Origin of the sequence: Mesorhizobium sp. M0217, from assembly GCF_040321955.1 — a bacterium.
Lineage (GTDB): Bacteria > Pseudomonadota > Alphaproteobacteria > Rhizobiales > Rhizobiaceae > Mesorhizobium.
This window is the reverse complement of the sequence record NZ_JAMYSN010000007.1, coordinates 80,787-98,595: the sequence shown is the minus strand read 5'-3', so window position 1 is coordinate 98,595 and position 17,809 is coordinate 80,787. Positions and strand designations below refer to the sequence as shown.

Sequence of the window (17,809 nt, the reverse complement as noted above, 5' to 3'; positions counted from 1 at the left end):
TTTGATCGCCTGAGATATTCCGTCGATCAACTGGCGATGTTTCTTTGCCAAATTTCTCTCTGTCGAAGCGAGTTTTGCCCCGCACTCAAGATCGCAATTGCCGCATGTTGACCCTACAGCACGGGTATCGCCCTCCTACCAAATTCGAGATTGTCAGAGCCATGCTGCGTCATGGCCACAAAGTCAGAAAGGGGCACCCTTCCGCGAAGTCGCAACCTGCTCTTCAGGCCAGTTTGCTGTCTGACGATCCGTTCATATCCTATTCGGGAATGTCCGGTACGCCGCTCGGATTAGCAAGTCATATGCCTTTCCTTCCACGCGGCCACCGCGCCTGGTTTCTCATCTCGCCAACCTGGTCCATCGAAAACAGTGCTAGCGTCAAAACCATCCGGACCTATGCCGTTCTGCATAGACTCAAGAACCCCCGTCACTCGCTAATCTTCCTATCCAACACTCAGGCCGAGGCTGATCTGTTGAATCAGTCCGGCGAGGCCGCCGTCCTGCACAACAAGACGTCAACAACCTCCGAACACATATTCAGGCCTCTCGATGACGTCCCTGTAGAATTTGATGCAATCTACAATGCGCAGCTGGCTCCGTGGAAGCGCCATGACTTGTCGCTTGGCATCCAGCGTTGCGCATTTGTCTTCTATCGAGATTCAAGCGGATCCTCCACGACGGAGTCGGAAAGAGCGCGAATAAATCGGCATAGGGAGCTCGCGCCGCATCACGTCTTTATCAACGAGTTTGACGGCACCGGCAAGCCTGTCCGATTGGCACCGGCTCAGGTGAACACGCATCTAAATCGTGCAGCCGTGGGAATCTGTCTCTCTCACCTGGAAGGACCAATGTTCGCCAGCACGGAATATCTTCTCGCGGGCCTTCCAGTGGTCACGACGCCGAACCATGGCGGCCGAGACCTTTATCTGGATGACGACTATTCGCTCACAGTTCCACCCGATCCTCGATCCATCGCGGAGGCTGTCTTAGCGCTGAAGGAGCGACGAATTCCCCGGGATTACATTCGTTCGCAAACTTTGAAACGAATCGAACGAGACCGCGGGCGGTTCATAGACCTTGTAAACGAGATTTTTCTGGAGAGCGGCTCTTCGCGCCGGATCGCCCTGCCTTGGCCTTTCAGATATCCTGTCATGGAGTGGCTTCCACCGCAGGTCGCGATCGATCGATCGCTTTCAGGTTCGGTCGATGCCTTCATCACCGCTTAGAAGCAACACCCTCAGATCGCCGAAGGGCCTAGTCGCCCTTGTTAAACGCGGTCGAGGAGGCGGAGCAGCCGTTCCATTTTGCTTGACCATCTTCCTTTTTTGCAACCGGCACAGCGCGCTGCAGCCACCACGAATGCATGTTCCTGTAATGTTCTTGCCTTGGCCTGAAATCTATGGTTGTCTTGTCCTGACGTCGCTCGCGGTCTGAACCACAAGGCCGAGGCGAGCCGATATCCGGGGGCAGAGCAAGATGGTGGCGCGGGTTCGCACGGTTGCTTTCCAGGGCATCGAGGCCGTACCGGTCGATGTCCAGGTGATGATCGCGCCGGGCAAGGTCGGCATGCAGATCGTCGGGCTGGCCGACAAGGCGGTGGCCGAAAGCCGCGAGCGCGTGCAGGCGGCACTGCATGCGTCGGGGCTGTCGATGCCGTCGAAGAAGGTGACGGTCAACCTGGCGCCTGCCGATCTTCCCAAGGAAGGGAGCCATTACGACCTGCCGATCGCGCTCGGCCTGATGGCTGCACTCGGCGCCATTCCGGGCGACATGCTGGCCTCCTATGTCGTGCTCGGAGAATTGTCGCTCGACGGCACCATTGCCACGGTCGCCGGCGCGCTGCCGGCGGCGATCGGCGCCAATGCCGAGGGAAAGGGCCTGATCTGCCCGTTCGGCTGCGGGCCGGAAGCGGCCTGGGCGGGCAAGGATTTCGACATATTGGCGCCGCGCAGCCTGATTGCCATCGCCAATCATTTTCGCGGCACGCAGGTGCTGTCGCGGCCCGAGCCCGGCATCCATGTCTCGGCGCGCGACCTGCCCGACCTTTCCGACATCAAGGGCCAGGAAAGCGCCAAGCGGGCGCTGGAAGTGGCGGCGGCCGGCGGCCACAATCTGTTGATGGTCGGGCCTCCCGGCTCGGGAAAATCGATGCTGGCGCAGAGGCTGCCTTCAATTCTGCCACCACTGGCGCCCAAGGAACTTCTTGAAGTCTCGATGATCGCCTCGGTGGCCGGCGAGCTCGGCGAAGGCAAGCTCACCGACCGGCGGCCGTTCCGCGCACCGCACCATTCGGCTTCGATGGCGGCAATGGTCGGCGGCGGCATCAGGGCGCGGCCGGGCGAAGTATCGCTTGCCCATAACGGCGTCCTGTTCCTCGACGAGTTTCCCGAATTCACGCCGCAGACCTTGGATGCGCTGCGCCAGCCGCTGGAGACCGGCGACTGCATGATCGCGCGCGCCAACCACCGCGTCACCTATCCAGCGCGCATCCAGCTGGTGGCGGCGATGAACCCGTGCCGTTGCGGCATGGCCGGCGAGCCCGGCTATCGCTGCCTGCGCGGCGAGCGCTGCCGCACCGACTACCAGGCGCGCATCTCCGGCCCGCTGCTCGACCGCATCGATCTCAGGATCGAAGTGCCGGCGGTCTCGGCCGCCGACCTGATCCGGCCCGACCGGGCGGAGAAAAGTGCAGCCGTCGCCCAGCGCGTGGCGCGCGCCCGCACCATCCAGCGCGAACGTTTCGAGCGGCTGGGCGTCACCAGCGCCACCACCAACGCCCATTGCTCGCCTTCTGTCATCGAGGACATCGCCGCGCCGGACGCAGCCGGCCTGTCGCTGCTGAAAGACGCCAGCGAGAAACTCGGCTTTTCTGCGCGCGCCTATCACCGCGTGCTTAAAGTGGCGCGCACACTGGCCGACCTCGACGCCAGCGAAACCGTCGGCCGCATTCACCTGGCCGAGGCGATTTCCTACCGCATGATGTCGGAGCGGGTGGCGCAGGCGGCGTAACGCTCCTCCTTGAGGGGAAGGTGGCCCCGAAGCGGCAGGGTGGGGGTCGCCGAAGAATGGTCGATCTTTTTGGAGCCGAGCCGAGAAAGGGCCTCTGCAATGACATTGCTTGTAGTGTCGTCCGAAGGGAGTCGCCGCACTTCACGCAGGACCCCACCCGGCCCTTCGGGCCACCCTCCCCTCAAGGGGGAGGGAAATGCAGGCGCTAATTCGCCCGCTCTTTCGCCTTCAGCTCCAGCCTCCGCGCGTGCAGCACCGGCTCCGTATAGCCGTTCGGCTGCTCGCGGCCCTTGAACACCAGGTCGCAGGCGGCCTGGAAGGCGATGGAATTGTCGAAATCGGCGGCCATCGGGCGGTAGAGCGGGTCGCCGACATTTTGGAGGTCGACGATCGCCGCCATGCGCCGCAGCGAATCCATCACCTGAATTTCGGAGCAAACCTTGTGGTGCAGCCAGTTGGCGATGTGTTGCGAGGAGATGCGCAGCGTGGCGCGGTCTTCCATCAGGCCGACATCGTTGATGTCGGGCACTTTCGAGCAGCCGACGCCCTGGTCGATCCAGCGCACGACATAGCCCAGAATGCCTTGCGCATTGTTGTCGAGCTCGCGCTGGATCTCGTCGGGGGTCCAGTTCGGCCGCACCGCCACCGGCACCGACAATATATCATCGAGCTTCGCCTTCGGCCGGCTCTTGAGCGCCGCCTGGACGGCATGGACATCGACCTTGTGATAGTGCGTGGCGTGCAACGTCGCCGCCGTCGGCGACGGCACCCAGGCGGTGTTGGCGCCGGCCTTGGGATGTGCGATCTTCTGTTCCAGCATCGCCGCCATCAGATCGGGCATCGCCCACATGCCCTTGCCGATCTGGGCATGACCGGCCAGCCCGCATTCGAGCCCGGCGTCGACATTCCACGCCTCATAGGCGGAAATCCAGGCGGCCTGCTTCATGTCGCCCTTGCGGATCATCGGGCCGGCTTCCATCGAGGTGTGGATCTCGTCGCCGGTGCGGTCGAGGAAGCCGGTGTTGATGAACACGACGCGTTCCCTGGCGGCGCGGATCGCCTCCTTGAGGTTGACGGTGGTGCGCCGCTCCTCGTCCATGATGCCCATCTTGATGGTGTTTGCCGCCATACCGAGCAGCGCTTCGACGCGGTCGAAAATCTCGACTGCGAAGGCGACTTCCTCCGGCCCATGCATCTTCGGCTTCACCACATACATCGAGCCCGCGCGGGAATTCATCCGACGCCCGTTGGCGCCGACATCGTGCAGCGCGATCAGCGCCGTCATCGCCGCATCCAAGATGCCTTCCGGCACCTCGTTGCCATCGCGGTCGAGGATGGCCGGATTGGTCATGAGGTGACCGACGTTTCGCACCAGCATCAGCGAGCGGCCAGGCAAGCTCAGCGCGCCACCACTGGGCGCGGTCCAGGCGCGGTCCGGATTGAGCTTGCGCGTGAAGGTTTTGCCGCCCTTGCTGATTTCCTCCGCCAGATCGCCCTTCATCAGGCCGAGCCAGTTGCGGTAGACGATGACCTTGTCCTCGGCATCCACCGCCGCGACCGAATCCTCGCAGTCCTGGATGGTGGTCAGCGCCGATTCCAGGATCACGTCGGCAATGCCGGCCGGGTCGGTGCGGCCGATCTGGTTGGTGCGGTCGATGAGGATCTCGATGTGCAGGCCGTTCTGGACCAGCAGGATGGCTTCCGGGTTGGCACCGTCGCCGCGATAGCCGGCAAATTGTTTCGGGTTGGCCAGCGTGGTGCCGCCGGCGCCGGCGCCGAGCCGCAAGGTGCCACCCGAAACCGTCAGCCCGTTCACGCCGGCCCATTTGCCCGAGGTGAGCGGCACGGACTCGTCCAGAAAACTCCTCGCCCAGGCAACCACCTTGGCGCCGCGCACGGGGTTGAAGCTTTTACCCTTCTCGGCGCCACCGGTCTCGGCAATGGCGTCGGTGCCGTAGAGCGCATCGTAGAGCGAGCCCCAGCGGGCATTGGCGGCGTTGATCGCATAACGCGCATTCATCACCGGCACCACCAGCTGCGGCCCGGCAACGCTGGCGATCTCGGGGTCGACATTGTCGGTCGACACGGAGAAGGCCAGCCCTTCGGGCACGAGATAGCCGATCTCACGCAAGAAGGTTTTGTAGGCCTCCATGTCGATGGGCGCGCCATTGGCGCGGTACCAGGCGTCGATCTGTTCCTGCATGGCGTCGCGTTTGGCCAACAGCGCCCGGTTCTTCGGCGCGAGATCATGGACGATGGACGAAAAGCCGTTCCAGAAGGCGTCGGCGGCAATACCGGTACCCGGCAGCGCTTCGCCGACAAAGTCATGCAGTTCGCGGGCAATCCGCAATCCGGCGATCTCGACGCGATCGGTCATCAGGGCTTCTCCAGATGAAAGGCTTTGCGGCCTTTGGCATGTCAGGGGTGAAGGGTCAATTCAGCTTAGGGTGAAGGCGGGGATTTTGAAGCTGCTGATCTCCCCCCAAGGGGACCCCAAGGGGGGAGATTACCTAAACCGCAATCCTCGGCCGACCCGATGCAACCGCCACCACATGCGCTTCGATAAACATCCGTTGGGCCTCAACGGTAGACACCTTGAACTCGGTCGAAACGTCGATCTCGGCATTATCCGTGCCGGCATCCTTCGCCCGCTCGGCTACGATCGCCCGCACATCAGCCTCCGCTGCCGCGATCGCCTTGGCCTCGTCCGTGAAGTCGCGCACCGTTTGCCCCGACGCCATACGAAACAAACCTTCCTTAGGCTGGCTGACGCGGGCTTCGGCCGAGACGCGGACCTGGCCGACGACGGCGCCGAGTGCGTTGGCGACGTCGGTATCCTCCGGCACCACGCACTCATTACCGACCAGCTCGGCCAAGCCGGCATAGTGCAGCGGCGCCGAGGCGCCGAGGCCGATGACCGGACGATCGAGCGCGACGCTGAGCCTTGCGATGCCGGGATGGGAATCGACGGCGCGCTGCACCAGCGCATGCGCGACGGTGGCGGCGCCATCCAGCCCGTCTTCGGCAAAGGCGGTCTCCAGAATGTATTCGGCCGACCAGCGCGTCAGCGTCAGCAGCACCCGTTCGGAAATCACCTCCGGAGACGGCGCGATGTACTGGCCTCGCCCATCACGCTTGCGGGCAAACAGTTCGGCGCCGAGCCGGGCCGCAAGCGGGTCCCAGTTGGCCTGCTTGCCGAGCACATGGGCGGCGTCCGAAGGGGTGAAGCCCGAGATATGCACAAGACCGCGCGAGACCAGCCGGTTCAGCGTAGCGTTCTGGGCGTTCGAGGTGAGCAGCCTGTCGATGGCGAGCGGCACGGCACCAATGAGTTCATACAGTTTCGCCTCGGGCGCGGTCAGGCCGGCGGCGAGCCTGTCCGGCACGCCGGTGCGCAACGCAAAGCGGCCGTCCATGCGGCCGGGATTGGGCGCCCTGAGCTGGCGCTCGAGCTCCGATGTCACGGAAACACCATGCATCATGCCGGCCAGCGCCAGTGGCACCAGGCGGCGCGGCCCGAGCAGGATTTTCGGGTTGAGCGCGCCATCTTCCAGCGCCACTTCGGAATCGCCGCCGAGGCCGAAGGTGCGCATGGCGACCGCCTCGACCATGGTGCGGAAGCCGCCGACGGTGGCGCCTTCGGGATCGAGCCGGGGACGGCCGCCGTCGAGCACGGCGACATCGGTGGTGGTGCCGCCAATGTCGGACACCATGGCGTTGTCCAGGCCCGTCATGTGGCGGGCGCCGACCAGGCTGGCGGCCGGGCCGGAGAGGATGGTCTCGATCGGCCGCTGGCGGGCAAAGGCCGCCGAAACCAGCGCGCCATCGCCGCGCACCACCATCAGGGGCGCTGCGATGTTGCGGGCTTCCAAAAATCCTTCGGTTGCCGCCACCAGCCGGTCGATCATCGAGATCAGCCTGGCGTTGAGCAAGGTGGTGAGCGCGCGACGCGGACCGCCGAGCTTGGCCGACAATTCATGGCTGGCGGTCACCGGCAGGCCGGTCTTTTCGCGGATGAGGTCGCGCGCGGCGAGTTCATGCGCCGGGTTGCGGGTGGCGAAATAGGCGCACACGGCAAAGCCCGACACCGAGGCGCCGAGTTCAGGGAGTGCTGCTTCCAGCCCCGACAGATCGAGCTTGGCCGCATTGCCGTGCACGTCATGGCCGCCCGGACAAAACACCACCGGATCGGTGCCGAGCGCCGTCTTCAGCCCGTCGCGCGCAAGGTCGGCCCCGGTAAAGCCGATCATGATGAGCGCCACACGCCCACCCTGGCCCTCGACCAGCGCATTGGTGGCGAGCGTCGTCGACATCGACACGAGTTTGATCGCGGCCGGATCGGTGGCCGATTTTCCCAGCACCGCATCGACCGCGCCGGAAATGCCGACGGCAAGATCGTGCCGCGTGGTCAGCGCCTTGGCCTTGGCCAGCACCTTGCCTTTTGGCCCGCCTTGTTCCGACCACAGCACGGCATCGGTATAGGTGCCACCGGTGTCGATACCGAGAAACAGGGGTTTTGGCTTGGCGGTCATGTCTGGCGGTCCGGGATTCTGCTCCCCCGCCCTTAGCCGATACGGCCCGGCTGATAAAGGCGGGAGAGGTGGGCCAGTTTGACCCTCGTCGCCGCTCATGCCCGCCAAACTTTGTAACGGTCACATTTTTTCATTGGTGCGTGGCCTGCCTTTGCGTGCACCATGCGCCGATCTCATCCCTTTCAGGACTTCGCCATGACCACGCTTCCCGGCATCGCCGACATCCATGCCGCCGCCGCGCGGCTCTCCGGCCTGATCGCCGAAACGACCTTGATCGAATCGCTGGAACTCAACAAACGCTTCGGCGGCCGCATCCTGTTCAAGCCGGAGACGCTGCAGCGCACCGGCTCGTTCAAGTTCCGCGGCGCCTACAACAAACTGTCTTCGCTGAGCGAAGAAGAGCGCAGCCGCGGCGTCGTCGCCTTCTCCTCCGGCAACCATGCTCAGGGCGTCGCCGCGGCGGCTGCCATGTTCGGCGTCAAGGCGGTCATTGCCATGCCGGCCGACGCGCCGGCGATGAAGATCGCCAATGTCCGCAAGATGGGCGCCGAAGTGGTGCCGTTCGACCGCTTTCGCGACGACCGCATGACGGTGGTGCGACCCTACATGGACAAGGGCATGGTGCTGGTGCCTCCTTTCGACGATCCGGCCATCATCGCCGGCCAGGGCACGATCGGTCTCGAACTGATGCGCCAGGCAAAAGCGCTCGGCGTCAGCCTCGATGCGGTCGTCATTCCCTGTGGAGGCGGCGGCCTGACGAGCGGCATTTCGATCGCCGTCAAGGATGCCTCGCCGGCCACGGCAGTCTGGGCCGTTGAGCCCGAGCATTTCGACGACACCCGCCGCTCGCTGATCGAGGGAAAAAGGGTCTCCAACGAGCCTGGCCACAGCTCGATCTGCGATGCCATCCTCACCGCAGAGCCCGGTGCCATCACCTTCGAGATCAACCGCAAGAACCTCGCCGGCGCCATCGCCGTCTCCGACAAGGCGGCCGCACAGGCGGTGCGCGACGCCATGGCCCATCTCAAGCTGGTGGTCGAACCCGGCGGCTGCGTTGCGCTGGCGGCGCTCTCGTCAGGCGAGATCGAACTGTCGGGCAAATGCGTCGCCGTCGTGCTGTCAGGCGGCAATGTCGATTTCACCACCTATGCCGAGATCATGGCCGCGGCCTGAGAACCGATATGGCAGACGCTGAGATAAGGGCGGCTCTCGATCGCCATTGGGCTGCCTCCGATGCCAATGATCTTGAGACGGAGCATCAGATCTATCGCGAGGACGCGGTGCTCGATTATCCGCAATCAGGCGAGCGCATCAGCGGACGGCACAACATCCAGTCGTCGCGCGCCACGCAGCCCAACCGGAAGCGCTTTGCCGTGCGGCGGATCACCGGGTCAGGCGACCTCTGGATCACCGAATATGTCCTGACCTATGACGGGATTCCGTCCTATACGGTGAGCATCATGGAGTTCGTCGATGGCAAGGTGGTTCGCGAGACCCAGTATTTCGGCGATCCGTTCGAGCCGGGGCAGTCGCGCGCGCAATGGGTCGAACGGATACCTTGAAACACGGCGGCGGTAGCATGACCGGCCACCATCCGCTCGATCGTGCCGAACTGCCTGATGATACGGCCGATCTCGCCCGCTATCTCATCGGCAAGCTCGTGGTGCGGGAGCTGCCGGAAGGCATCGTCAGCGGCCGTATCGTCGAGACCGAGGCCTATGTCACCGGCGACGCCGCCGGGCACGGCTATCGCGGCATGACGCCGCGCAACCGTTCGATGTTTCTTGAGGCCGGGCACGCCTATGTCTATCTCGCCTATGGCGTCTCCTGGATGCTCAATGTTTCGAGCGAGGGGCCAGGGACCGGCACCGGCGTGCTGATCCGGGCGCTCGAACCGCTCGAAGGCATTGCCATCATGCGGCAGAACCGGGGCGTCGAACGCCTGCGCGACGTGGCGCGCGGGCCGGGACGGCTCGCCCAGGCATTGCGGATCGACCGTTCGCTGGACGGCCTCGATCTGTGCCGCCAAGGCCCGCTATGGCTGGCAGCCGACGAGCACGAGCCCGGCGACATCGGCCAAGGCATCCGCATCGGCATCACGAAGGATGCGGATCGCCCGCTGCGGTTCTATGTCAGGGGCAGTCCGTTCGTCAGCGGTCCGCGATCGCTCAATTCCTGAACGCTCAGTCGAGCGTGCGCCTGAACCGCACCAATGCGACGCCGGCAAACAAGGCCACGAACCCGACCAGCCAGGCGATCTCGCCCGCAACCGCCGGCAGTTCGGCGCCCTTCAGCATCACCGCGCGGGTGATGCGCAGAAAATGCGTCAGCGGAAAAATCTCGCCGAAGGTCTGCGCCCAGCCCGGCATGCCGCGATAGGGGAACATGAAGCCGGACAGCAGGATCGACGGCAGGAAAAAGAAGAAGGTCAGCTGCAGCGCCTGCATCTGCGTGCGGGCGATGGTCGAGATGGTGTAGCCAAGCAGCACCAGCGCCAGCACGAACACCAATACGGCTGTAAGCAGCAGCGACATGGAACCGGTGAAGGGGATGGCGAACAAGAGCTTCGACGCCGCCAGCACCACCACCACCTGGACGCCACCGACCACAAGATAGGGCAGCACCTTGCCCAGCATGATCTCGAACGGGCTGGACGGCATGGCGAGCAGGTTTTCCATCGTGCCGCGCTCGGTCTCGCGGGTCAGCGCGATCGAGGTCATCATCACCAGGGTCATCTGCAGGATGACGCCGAGCAGGCCGGGCACGATGTTGTATTGCGAGATGCCTTCCGGATTGTAGCGCTGGTGCACCACCACATCGAGCTGGCCCCTGGCGGCCTCACTCGCCGCCTCCTGCATGCCTTGCGCCCGAAGCAGCGCCTGGCTGGCCACTTTGCTTAGCGTCGAGATGGCGCCGCTGGCGGCGGCCGGGTCGGTGGCGTCGGCCTCGATGAGTATCTGCGGATTGTCGCCGCGCTCCACCCGGCGGCCGAAATCGGCCGGGATGGTGACGACGAAGGCGACATCGCCGCGCGCCATCAGGAATTCGGCAGCCTCGGCACTTTGCGCAACATGGTCGAAGCGGTAGTAGCCGGTCGTCTGCAGGGCCGCGACAATGGCGCGGGTGTAGGGGTCATTGCTGGTCGCCACCAGTGCGGCAGGCAGGCTTTTGGGATCGTTGTTGATGGCGTAGCCGAACAGCACCAGCTGCAAAAGCGGCACGCCCAGCATCATGGCGAAGGTGATGCGGTCGCGCCGCATCTGGATGAATTCCTTGATCAGCAGCGCACCGAGCCTGGCGAAGGAGAAGACGCTGTTCATGCCATATTGTCCTTCGAGCCGGACATGAACTGAATGAAGACGTCCTCGAGGCTGGTCTCGCCGGGTTTTACGCTGACGCCCTTGTGCTCCTTCTCGACATCGGCGAGCGCCTTTTCGAGCTTTGCCTTGTCGGAGCCGACGACATGCAGCGTCGCGCCGAACGGCGCCACCTGGTCGACGCCGGGCCGGTCCCTGAGTGCATCGGCGACCTGGTCGAGGCGCGGTCCCTGCAGCACGAAGGTGGTCAGACCGGCATTCGTCACCACCTCGTCCACCGTGCCGGTGGCCAGCATCTTGCCGTAGGAGATGTAGCTGATGCGGTGGCAGCGCTCGGCTTCGTCCATGTAGTGGGTGGACACCAGCACGGTCAGACCGCCGCTCGCCAGCCGGTGGATCTCGTCCCAGAATTCGCGCCGCGCCTTCGGATCGACGCCGGCGGTCGGCTCGTCGAGCAGCAGCAGCTTCGGCTTGTGCATGATGCAGGCGGCCAGTGCCAGCCGCTGCTTCCAGCCGCCCGACAGCGTGCCGGCGAGCTGGTTGCGGCGGCTCGTCAGGCCAAGCTCTTCCAGCGTTTTCGACACATGCTCCTCGACCGACTTCAGCCGGTAGAGCCGCGCCACGAATTCGAGATTCTCGCCGATCGTCAAATCCTCGTAGAACGAGAATTTCTGCGTCATGTAGCCGACTTCGCGCTTGATGCGGAGCGACTCGGTGCGGATATTGAAACCCAGCACCCTACCTTCGCCCTCGTCGGGCGTCAGCAGGCCGCACATGATGCGGATGGTCGTCGTCTTGCCGGACCCGTTGGGCCCGAGAAAGCCGACGATCTCGCCCTCGGCCACCGTCATCGTCACATGGTCGACGACAGTCTTGTCGCCGAAACGCTTGACCAGGCCATGAACGTCGATGGCGTTCATTTTGCGGAGGCCGCCAGCTCGACATCGACGATCTGTCCCGGCTGCAGCGCTTGCGCCTTGCCCTCAGGCCGCGCCTCGACGAGGTAGACCAGCTTCTGCCGGTTCTCGAGCGAGTAGATCACCGGCGGGGTGAATTCCGGGTCGGGCGAGACATAGCTGACGCGCGCCTTCACCTCCGGCCCGCAGCCGTCGCAATGGACGACAAGCAGCGTGCCGACCTTGATCGACGAGAACGCACTTTCCGGGACATAGACGCTGAGCTTCACCGCACCGTCCGGCAACATCGAAATGACAGGCGCGGTCGGACCGGCGGTGTCGCCGGAATTGCGGATGACGTCATTGATGCGGCCGGGCGAAGGTGCCGCCAGCACGCGCTTCGACAACCGCCACTCAGCCTGTTCCAACGCCGACTGCGCCTGTTTGACCTGATTGTCTGCCGCCTTGATCGTTTCGGGACGCGCAGGCAGACCGCCGACGGCGAGGTTGGCCTGCGCCTGGCCGACCTGCGCATTGGCGGTCTCCAGCGTCGCGGCGGCCGTGTCGTAGTCGGCCTGCGTGCCGGCACCGCGCTTGAACAGGTCGGCGGCGCGGTCGTATTTGCGCTTGGCATCCGTGGCCTGGGCCTTGGCCATGTCGACCTCGGCCTTCAGCACCGCGATCTCCTCCGGCCGCTTGCCGATCTGCAGGTCGGCAAGCTGCGCCTGCGCCTGGGCGAGCGCGGCCCCTGCCTGGGCGACGGCGATTTTTGCGTCGGCGCTTTCGAGAGTCACCACCGGCGTGCCTGATACAACACGGTCGCCGCGCTTGACCGCGACGGTCTCGACCTGCGCCACTTCGATCGGCGCCAGCAAGACATAGTCGCCCTCGACATAGCCGACGGCAAGCGGCGCTGCCGGCGCGCAGGCGCCGAACAGCTGGGCCGCGAGCGGCAGGGAACAGAGAAAACTCATCGCTTGCCCTCCTTGCGGGCGACCGGATTTCGGGCCGCCAGTATGGCGCCAAGATTGCTTGTGACCGCCGCCACCACCTTGGCGGCTTCGGCGTTACCGATCTCGCGCCAGCCCATACGACGCATCACTGCTTCGCGGCCGATGCGGAAATAGATGACCTGGCCGATCAGCGTGAAGACCACGAGCTTGGTGGCCTCGCTTTCGGCCGGCTCGCCCGTCGCCTGTTCCCAGATCTGGCAGAGGCGGCGATGCGTCGGTTCGAACACCCCGTCATAGATGCGGTCGAGGGCGGCCGTCGGATGCGACAACTCTCTAAGTACGAATTGTACGATATCGCCCGCCTCCGGCCGGGCGACGATAAATCCTACCATCCGCTCCAATGCGGTCGAGAGCTGCGCCCGCGCCGTCTCTGAACTGGCTTGACCTTGCAGCTGCATGCCGCCGAGCGCCTGGCCAGCAACCGCCTGGATGGTCTCGACGATGTGGTCGGCGGCGGCCCCGCGGAGCCCTTCCTTGCCGCCGAAATGATAGGCGATGGAGCCGATGTTGGCCTTCGCCTCCGCCGCGATCTCGCGCGTCGAGGTGCCGTCGAAGCCCTGCCGCCCGAACAGTTTGAGCGCGGCCAGCACCAGTGCGGCGCGCGTCTGCTCGGCGGGCGATGTCTCCTGGCGGGGCATTTTGTCGGGCGCGGATTTGATCATGTCGGCCTCTTTAATCAATCGATTGATTAAAGTCAAATTGATTATCTACGGCCGCTTGCCATGTCGAGCCGCAGACGCTTTAGTGCGCGGCCATGGGCAAAGAAGTCGAACGCAAGTTCCTGGTCTCCAGCGCCGAATGGCTAGAAATGGCCGAGGCGAATATACGCATTCGCCAGTTCTACCTTGCCGCAGCACCTGGCCGCACCGTGCGCGTGCGCATCAGCGACGGCAGTTCGGCGAAGCTGACGCTTAAATTCGGCAGCAAGATCCGCGAGCGTGACGAATACGAATATGAAATTCCACTGGCGGACGCAGAGGAGATGCTGGCCTTCGCCATCGGACATGTCATCGAGAAGACACGCCACCATGTTAGGCATCGCGGCTATCTCTACGAAGTCGATGTTTTCGGCGGGATTCTAGCCGGCCTTGTGGTGGCCGAACTGGAGACGCCGGAGGATGTACCTGACGAAATGCTGCCTGATTGGCTCGGCCGCGAAGTGACCGGCGAGCAGAGATTTTACAACGCGTCGCTCGCCCTAGAGCCGGATGATTTTAGGTCGGGTCGACCTAAAATCGGAATCCGGCTCTAAATCAAAAGAGATGGAGCATGATGTCGTCCGAAAACCGCTTCACACTTTTCGGCATCATGCTCTAGGGGGATTCCGGAGATCGCCGCATGAGCTTTCGCATCGATCCGCGCCTGCCGCTGACCGGCGAGGTCAGGCGTATCCTTGGCGAGGAGATCGGCAAGGCGCTTGCCCATCTGGCCGTCGCGCGCGACCAGCCGGAGCAGGCATTGCACAAATGCCGCAAGCGGCTGAAGAGCGCGCGCCTTGCTGCGGCTGGTCCGTTCCGGAAATGAAACATTCTGTCGGACTGAGAACCAATGCTACCGTCAGGTGGCGGCGCTGCTTGCCGGGCCGCGCGAGGCGACCGCGCTGGTCGAGACCGTCGACCGGCTGGCAGCCGCCTTTCCCGAGCAGGTTGCCGGCGGCGGCCTCGACAGCGTGCGCGACCGGCTTATCGCCCGCCAGCATGAAATCCATGCCGGGGCTGGTCTCGACGCCGCCATAGGCGCGGCCACGGCCGCCTGCGAGGAAGGCCTGATCCGGATCGAGCGGCTGCTGCTCCCCGATCTGCCTGAGCATGCAGCCGATGTGCTTGCGGAAGGCGCTCGCAAGACCTTGCGCCGGGCCAGGAAGGCGCTGGACAAGGCCGGATCCCACGGAGGAGCCGAGGATTTCCACGATCTGCGTAAGGCGGCCAAGACCCACTCGATGCATCTTTCGCTGCTCGGCCGGCTGTGGCCGACGCCGATCAAGGTGCGGCGCAAGGCGGTCGACGAACTGGGTGAAAAGCTCGGCGAACTGCACGATGTCTTCGTCATGCGCGCCCTGCTCGAAGCCGACGGCGAGCCGCTCGGCGATGCGCAGGACACCAAGCTCCTGGGCAAGCTTTTGAAGCGCTCGGAAAAAAGCCTGAAGAAGAGCTGCCTCGCCGGGGCGGCCGAACTGTTCGGCGACAGTCCCAAGCGCTCGACAAAGAAGCTCGCCCGCAATGCGCGCGACGACCTCGCCGGGCCGGCACTGCCGGAAGAGACAGTGCCGGCCGGCTGACGCTGGCACTCCCCCGCCGGCGCGTGCTAGTCACGCTCTACCATGACCGCACCTGCCGACACGCTTCTGGACCGACTTGGCCGCTGGCTTGCCGGCCGGCTGCAGGACGAATCCTCCGGCTATGAGCCCTACACGCCGTCCGACGCCGAGACGTTGCGGCGCACGCTCGAGCCCGGCGACATCCTGCTCATCGAAGGCAACCAGAAGATCTCGGCGGCGATCAAATACCTGACCCAGTCGACCTGGTCGCATGCGGCCTTCTATATCGGCGATGCCTTGTCCGAACCGGAGGACGGATCGGAACGGCGTCGGCTGATCGAAGTCACGCTCGGCGAAGGCTGTGTCGCCGTGCCGCTGTCGCGCTACCGCACCTACAACACCCGTATCTGCCGGGCGAGCGGGCTGACCCCGGAAGACCGCGACCATGTCGTCGCCTTCATGATCGGCAAGCTCGGCCTGAAATACGATCTCAAGAACATTTTCGACATGCTGCGCTTTTTCCTGCCGACGCCGCCGGTGCCGGTGCGCTGGCGCCGCCGCATGCTGGCTTTCGGCTCCGGCGACCCGACGCGCGCCATCTGCTCGACCCTGATCGCCGAAGCCTATGGCGAGATCCGCTATCCGATCCTGCCCGAGATCACCCGCGCGCCCGGCCGCGCCTCAGCGCAGTCGAACTATTCGCGCCGCGAAATCCTGCACATCCGCCACCACTCGCTCTACACGCCGCGCGACTTCGACCTGTCGCCCTTCTTCCGCATCGTGAAACCGACGCTGGAATTTGGGTTCGACTACCGGGCGGTGACCTGGGAAGATAGGGCCGCTGAGGCGAAGGCCGCCGAATAGCAACCATTCAAACCGGCGCCGATGGCGAGTGGCGCCCTATGAGATCATTCGAGACAGTGTCGATGATCTCAGCGGAAAGCGTCGGATCGGGCACGACGCGGGAGAGGATCACCGATCCGACCATTTCCGCTAGGAATGCGATCGCGGCACTCCGCTTCGCGGCCGGGTCGCTTCCCGGCAGGAGTGAAATGATCAACGCGACATAATTGCTGACGATGCTTCCGAAGAACGATCGAAGCGCTGGATCGTCGTGCCGGGCGGCATCGGCCGCCAGTGCGGTGAGGCTGCATCCGTGCCCCGGATTGTCGCGATGATGGTCCGAGATGTAGTGGCGCACCAGCGTCTCAAACGGAGTATCGGTCGAAGCGAGCCGGGCGGATAGATCGGCGCTCATGTCACTGAAGGCCCGCTGCATGGCCTGAACGATGAGGTCGTCCTTCGACTTGAATTGTCGGTAGAAGCCTCCGTGGGTAAGCCCGGCCGCGCTCATCAGATCGGCAATGCCGATCCCGTCAATCCCTTGTTCGCGGAAGAGCTTTGCGGCGGTATCGATGACCCGCTCTCGATTTAACTCGACCATCTCCTTGCTCACCTTCACGACCGCATCCTCTTCTATTGATGATGATCGACATATAAGACGTGGCGGAGGCGCTTGACAATGATTATGGCGGTCATTATCACCCAATGATTACGATCATAATCATTAGGCAGGAAAGTTGAGATGACACAAGTTCAGTCGCGCGCCGAGAAGATCGCGCTGATCACCGGCGCTTCGGGTGGCATCGGGCATGCGGCCGGACTTGCGCTCATCCGGGCGGGGTATCGCGTGTTCGGCACCAGCCGCCGAGCTGCGCCCAACGAAGTGCGTCAGGGCATTCACATGGTCCCTTGCGACGTCACCGATGATGGGTCCGTCAGAGACGCCATCAAGCAAGTTGTCGCCCTCGCCGACCGGATCGACGTACTGGTAAACAATGCGGGCCGCAGCCTGATCGGCGGCGCCGAGGAATCATCGGTCGCTCAAGCCCAAAGCCTGTTCGACATAAATGTCTTCGGCATCGTTCGCATGACCAATGAAGTGCTGCCCATCATGCGCAGACAGGGCGAGGGCCGGATCATCAACATCAGTTCGGTGTCCGGTTTCCTGCCGGGGCCATTCACCGCCCTCTACACCGCCACCAAACACGCAGTCGAAGGATATTCCGAGTCGCTCGATCACGAACTTCGAACGTTCGGCATCAGGGTTTCCCTTGTCGAGCCCGCCTTCACCCGCACCGGACTGGAAGAGAACGCCGAACAGCCTGACCGGATTTCCGGCGTCTACGAACAGGGGCGCTCAGCCATGAATTCGACCTGGCGCAACAGAATCGCGAGCGGCGATCCGGTGGAAGCGGTGGCCGACAAAGTGGTACAGGCAGCCACCGAAAAGACGCCGAGCATGCGCTATACGCCTGGCAAAACGGCAGGCCGTCTTCGCTTCATGCGGCGCTTCGTGCCCGAAAACATGTTCGACAAGAGCTTCCGCAAGCAGATGGGCGTGGCCGATTGATCTAAAATCAAGGCATGGCCAGGCCAGTCCGGCAGGCGAGCCTCCTTTCGCCGAGGAGCGACGAATGAAGTCCTATTTGTGCAAATATATTCCGCCGCGTTCCGACTTTCTGGCAACGATGACCACCGATGAGGAAGAGTGGATGAAGCAGCACCGAGCATTCCTGGATGACCTGCTTGAAAAGAGGCTTATCGTCGCGCACGGCCCCGTGATGGACCCGGCTGGCGGTTATGGGGTGTCGCTCTATCGGATTGCCGATGATCTGGACATAGAGGCGATCACCTCGGAGGACCCGATCGTGAAGAATGGCGCCGGGCACTACGAACACCATCCGATGCTGCATTTGAAAACGCACGGCTAACCATTTCGACC

The 17,809-nt window shown here is 63.8% G+C and carries 16 protein-coding genes and 1 pseudogene; 10 read left to right on the top strand and 7 right to left on the bottom strand.

What is annotated here, in order from left to right; all coding sequences use genetic code 11:
• Positions 1-161: 161 nt before the first annotated feature.
• Entirely contained in the window at positions 162-1,226 is a 1,065-nt protein-coding gene (locus NKJ18_RS14195) for a glycosyltransferase (RefSeq protein ID WP_155924238.1), read from the top strand.
• A gap of 250 nt (positions 1,227-1,476) precedes the next feature.
• Positions 1,477-3,009, top strand: a complete 1,533-nt coding sequence (locus tag NKJ18_RS14190; RefSeq protein ID WP_023687500.1) for a YifB family Mg chelatase-like AAA ATPase — start codon at positions 1,477-1,479, stop codon at positions 3,007-3,009.
• A gap of 205 nt (positions 3,010-3,214) precedes the next feature.
• Here NKJ18_RS14190 and NKJ18_RS14185 read toward each other — a convergent pair whose 3' ends face one another.
• Positions 3,215-5,386, bottom strand: a complete 2,172-nt coding sequence (locus tag NKJ18_RS14185) for a malate synthase G (RefSeq protein ID WP_352758474.1) — start codon at positions 5,384-5,386, stop codon at positions 3,215-3,217.
• Positions 5,387-5,519: 133 nt separating this feature from the next.
• Positions 5,520-7,541 carry a hydantoinase/oxoprolinase N-terminal domain-containing protein gene (locus NKJ18_RS14180; protein ID WP_352519081.1) on the bottom strand — a complete coding sequence of 674 codons (2,022 nt, stop codon included), beginning with the start codon at positions 7,539-7,541 and terminating at the stop codon, positions 5,520-5,522.
• Positions 7,542-7,736: 195 nt separating this feature from the next.
• Here NKJ18_RS14180 and NKJ18_RS14175 point away from each other — a divergent pair, with 195 nt between their 5' ends.
• The 3 genes from NKJ18_RS14175 to NKJ18_RS14165 are packed head-to-tail and all read left to right on the top strand — an operon-like array spanning position 7,737 to position 9,720.
• Positions 7,737-8,714: a threonine ammonia-lyase gene (locus NKJ18_RS14175; RefSeq protein ID WP_023673293.1), complete on the top strand. Its 978-nt coding sequence runs from the start codon at positions 7,737-7,739 to the stop codon at positions 8,712-8,714.
• Positions 8,715-8,722: 8 nt separating this feature from the next.
• A complete protein-coding gene (locus NKJ18_RS14170) occupies positions 8,723-9,103 on the top strand; it encodes a nuclear transport factor 2 family protein (RefSeq protein WP_023681284.1) in 381 nt (126 codons plus the stop codon).
• 17 nt (positions 9,104-9,120) lie between these two features.
• The gene (locus tag NKJ18_RS14165) at positions 9,121-9,720 is read left to right on the top strand and encodes a DNA-3-methyladenine glycosylase (RefSeq protein WP_023744872.1); all 600 of its coding nucleotides are present in this window, start codon (positions 9,121-9,123) and stop codon (positions 9,718-9,720) included.
• Positions 9,721-9,724: 4 nt separating this feature from the next.
• Here the strand turns inward: NKJ18_RS14165 and NKJ18_RS14160 are convergent, their stop codons facing one another.
• From NKJ18_RS14160 to NKJ18_RS14145, 4 genes are read right to left on the bottom strand one after another with little or no spacing between them, the layout of a single operon-like run.
• Complete coding sequence (locus NKJ18_RS14160; RefSeq protein ID WP_023681282.1) at positions 9,725-10,861, bottom strand: ABC transporter permease; 1,137 nt, start codon at positions 10,859-10,861, stop codon at positions 9,725-9,727.
• A complete protein-coding gene (locus tag NKJ18_RS14155; RefSeq protein WP_023681281.1) occupies positions 10,858-11,778 on the bottom strand; it encodes an ABC transporter ATP-binding protein in 921 nt (306 codons plus the stop codon). Before NKJ18_RS14155 ends, NKJ18_RS14160 begins: the two co-directional genes overlap by 4 nt.
• A complete protein-coding gene (locus NKJ18_RS14150) occupies positions 11,775-12,728 on the bottom strand; it encodes an HlyD family secretion protein (RefSeq protein WP_352758471.1) in 954 nt (317 codons plus the stop codon). Before NKJ18_RS14150 ends, NKJ18_RS14155 begins: the two co-directional genes overlap by 4 nt.
• Entirely contained in the window at positions 12,725-13,429 is a 705-nt protein-coding gene (locus tag NKJ18_RS14145) for a CerR family C-terminal domain-containing protein (RefSeq protein WP_023681279.1), read from the bottom strand. The genes NKJ18_RS14150 and NKJ18_RS14145 overlap by 4 nt, the downstream gene beginning before the upstream one ends.
• Before the next feature lie 92 nt (positions 13,430-13,521).
• Here NKJ18_RS14145 and NKJ18_RS14140 point away from each other — a divergent pair, with 92 nt between their 5' ends.
• The 3 genes and pseudogenes from NKJ18_RS14140 (at position 13,522) to NKJ18_RS14130 (ending at position 15,888) form a co-directional block, all read left to right on the top strand.
• Positions 13,522-14,019, top strand: a complete 498-nt coding sequence (locus NKJ18_RS14140) for a CYTH domain-containing protein (RefSeq protein ID WP_352758469.1) — start codon at positions 13,522-13,524, stop codon at positions 14,017-14,019.
• 86 nt (positions 14,020-14,105) lie between these two features.
• Positions 14,106-15,045: pseudogene (locus tag NKJ18_RS14135) on the top strand (CHAD domain-containing protein).
• 42 nt (positions 15,046-15,087) lie between these two features.
• Positions 15,088-15,888, top strand: coding sequence for a C40 family peptidase (locus tag NKJ18_RS14130; protein WP_023834577.1), 801 nt, complete (start codon positions 15,088-15,090; stop codon positions 15,886-15,888).
• Positions 15,889-15,895: 7 nt separating this feature from the next.
• Here the strand turns inward: NKJ18_RS14130 and NKJ18_RS14125 are convergent, their stop codons facing one another.
• Complete coding sequence (locus NKJ18_RS14125) at positions 15,896-16,486, bottom strand: TetR/AcrR family transcriptional regulator (RefSeq protein ID WP_023673283.1); 591 nt, start codon at positions 16,484-16,486, stop codon at positions 15,896-15,898.
• A 123-nt stretch (positions 16,487-16,609) separates the two neighbouring features.
• Here NKJ18_RS14125 and NKJ18_RS14120 point away from each other — a divergent pair, with 123 nt between their 5' ends.
• Both NKJ18_RS14120 and NKJ18_RS14115 read left to right on the top strand, forming a co-directional pair.
• Positions 16,610-17,437 carry an oxidoreductase gene (locus tag NKJ18_RS14120; RefSeq protein ID WP_352514316.1) on the top strand — a complete coding sequence of 276 codons (828 nt, stop codon included), beginning with the start codon at positions 16,610-16,612 and terminating at the stop codon, positions 17,435-17,437.
• A gap of 64 nt (positions 17,438-17,501) precedes the next feature.
• Complete coding sequence (locus NKJ18_RS14115; protein WP_023834575.1) at positions 17,502-17,798, top strand: YciI family protein; 297 nt, start codon at positions 17,502-17,504, stop codon at positions 17,796-17,798.
• Positions 17,799-17,809: the final 11 nt, after the last annotated feature.

What these genes read in the sequence shown, in the direction of transcription:
- NKJ18_RS14170 (WP_023681284.1), top strand. Translation starts at nt 8,723, where the DNA reads ATGGCAGACGCTGAGATAAGGGCGGCTCTCGATCGCCATTGGGCTGCC.
- NKJ18_RS14180 (WP_352519081.1), bottom strand. Translation starts at nt 7,541, where the DNA reads ATGACCGCCAAGCCAAAACCCCTGTTTCTCGGTATCGACACCGGTGGC.
- NKJ18_RS14140 (WP_352758469.1), top strand. Translation starts at nt 13,522, where the DNA reads ATGGGCAAAGAAGTCGAACGCAAGTTCCTGGTCTCCAGCGCCGAATGG.
- NKJ18_RS14165 (WP_023744872.1), top strand. Translation starts at nt 9,121, where the DNA reads ATGACCGGCCACCATCCGCTCGATCGTGCCGAACTGCCTGATGATACG.
- NKJ18_RS14175 (WP_023673293.1), top strand. Translation starts at nt 7,737, where the DNA reads ATGACCACGCTTCCCGGCATCGCCGACATCCATGCCGCCGCCGCGCGG.
- NKJ18_RS14150 (WP_352758471.1), bottom strand. Translation starts at nt 12,728, where the DNA reads ATGAGTTTTCTCTGTTCCCTGCCGCTCGCGGCCCAGCTGTTCGGCGCC.
- NKJ18_RS14160 (WP_023681282.1), bottom strand. Translation starts at nt 10,861, where the DNA reads ATGAACAGCGTCTTCTCCTTCGCCAGGCTCGGTGCGCTGCTGATCAAG.
- NKJ18_RS14120 (WP_352514316.1), top strand. Translation starts at nt 16,610, where the DNA reads ATGACACAAGTTCAGTCGCGCGCCGAGAAGATCGCGCTGATCACCGGC.
- NKJ18_RS14195 (WP_155924238.1), top strand. Translation starts at nt 162, where the DNA reads ATGCTGCGTCATGGCCACAAAGTCAGAAAGGGGCACCCTTCCGCGAAG.
- NKJ18_RS14145 (WP_023681279.1), bottom strand. Translation starts at nt 13,429, where the DNA reads ATGATCAAATCCGCGCCCGACAAAATGCCCCGCCAGGAGACATCGCCC.
- NKJ18_RS14185 (WP_352758474.1), bottom strand. Translation starts at nt 5,386, where the DNA reads ATGACCGATCGCGTCGAGATCGCCGGATTGCGGATTGCCCGCGAACTG.
- NKJ18_RS14190 (WP_023687500.1), top strand. Translation starts at nt 1,477, where the DNA reads ATGGTGGCGCGGGTTCGCACGGTTGCTTTCCAGGGCATCGAGGCCGTA.
- NKJ18_RS14115 (WP_023834575.1), top strand. Translation starts at nt 17,502, where the DNA reads ATGAAGTCCTATTTGTGCAAATATATTCCGCCGCGTTCCGACTTTCTG.
- NKJ18_RS14130 (WP_023834577.1), top strand. Translation starts at nt 15,088, where the DNA reads ATGACCGCACCTGCCGACACGCTTCTGGACCGACTTGGCCGCTGGCTT.
- NKJ18_RS14155 (WP_023681281.1), bottom strand. Translation starts at nt 11,778, where the DNA reads ATGAACGCCATCGACGTTCATGGCCTGGTCAAGCGTTTCGGCGACAAG.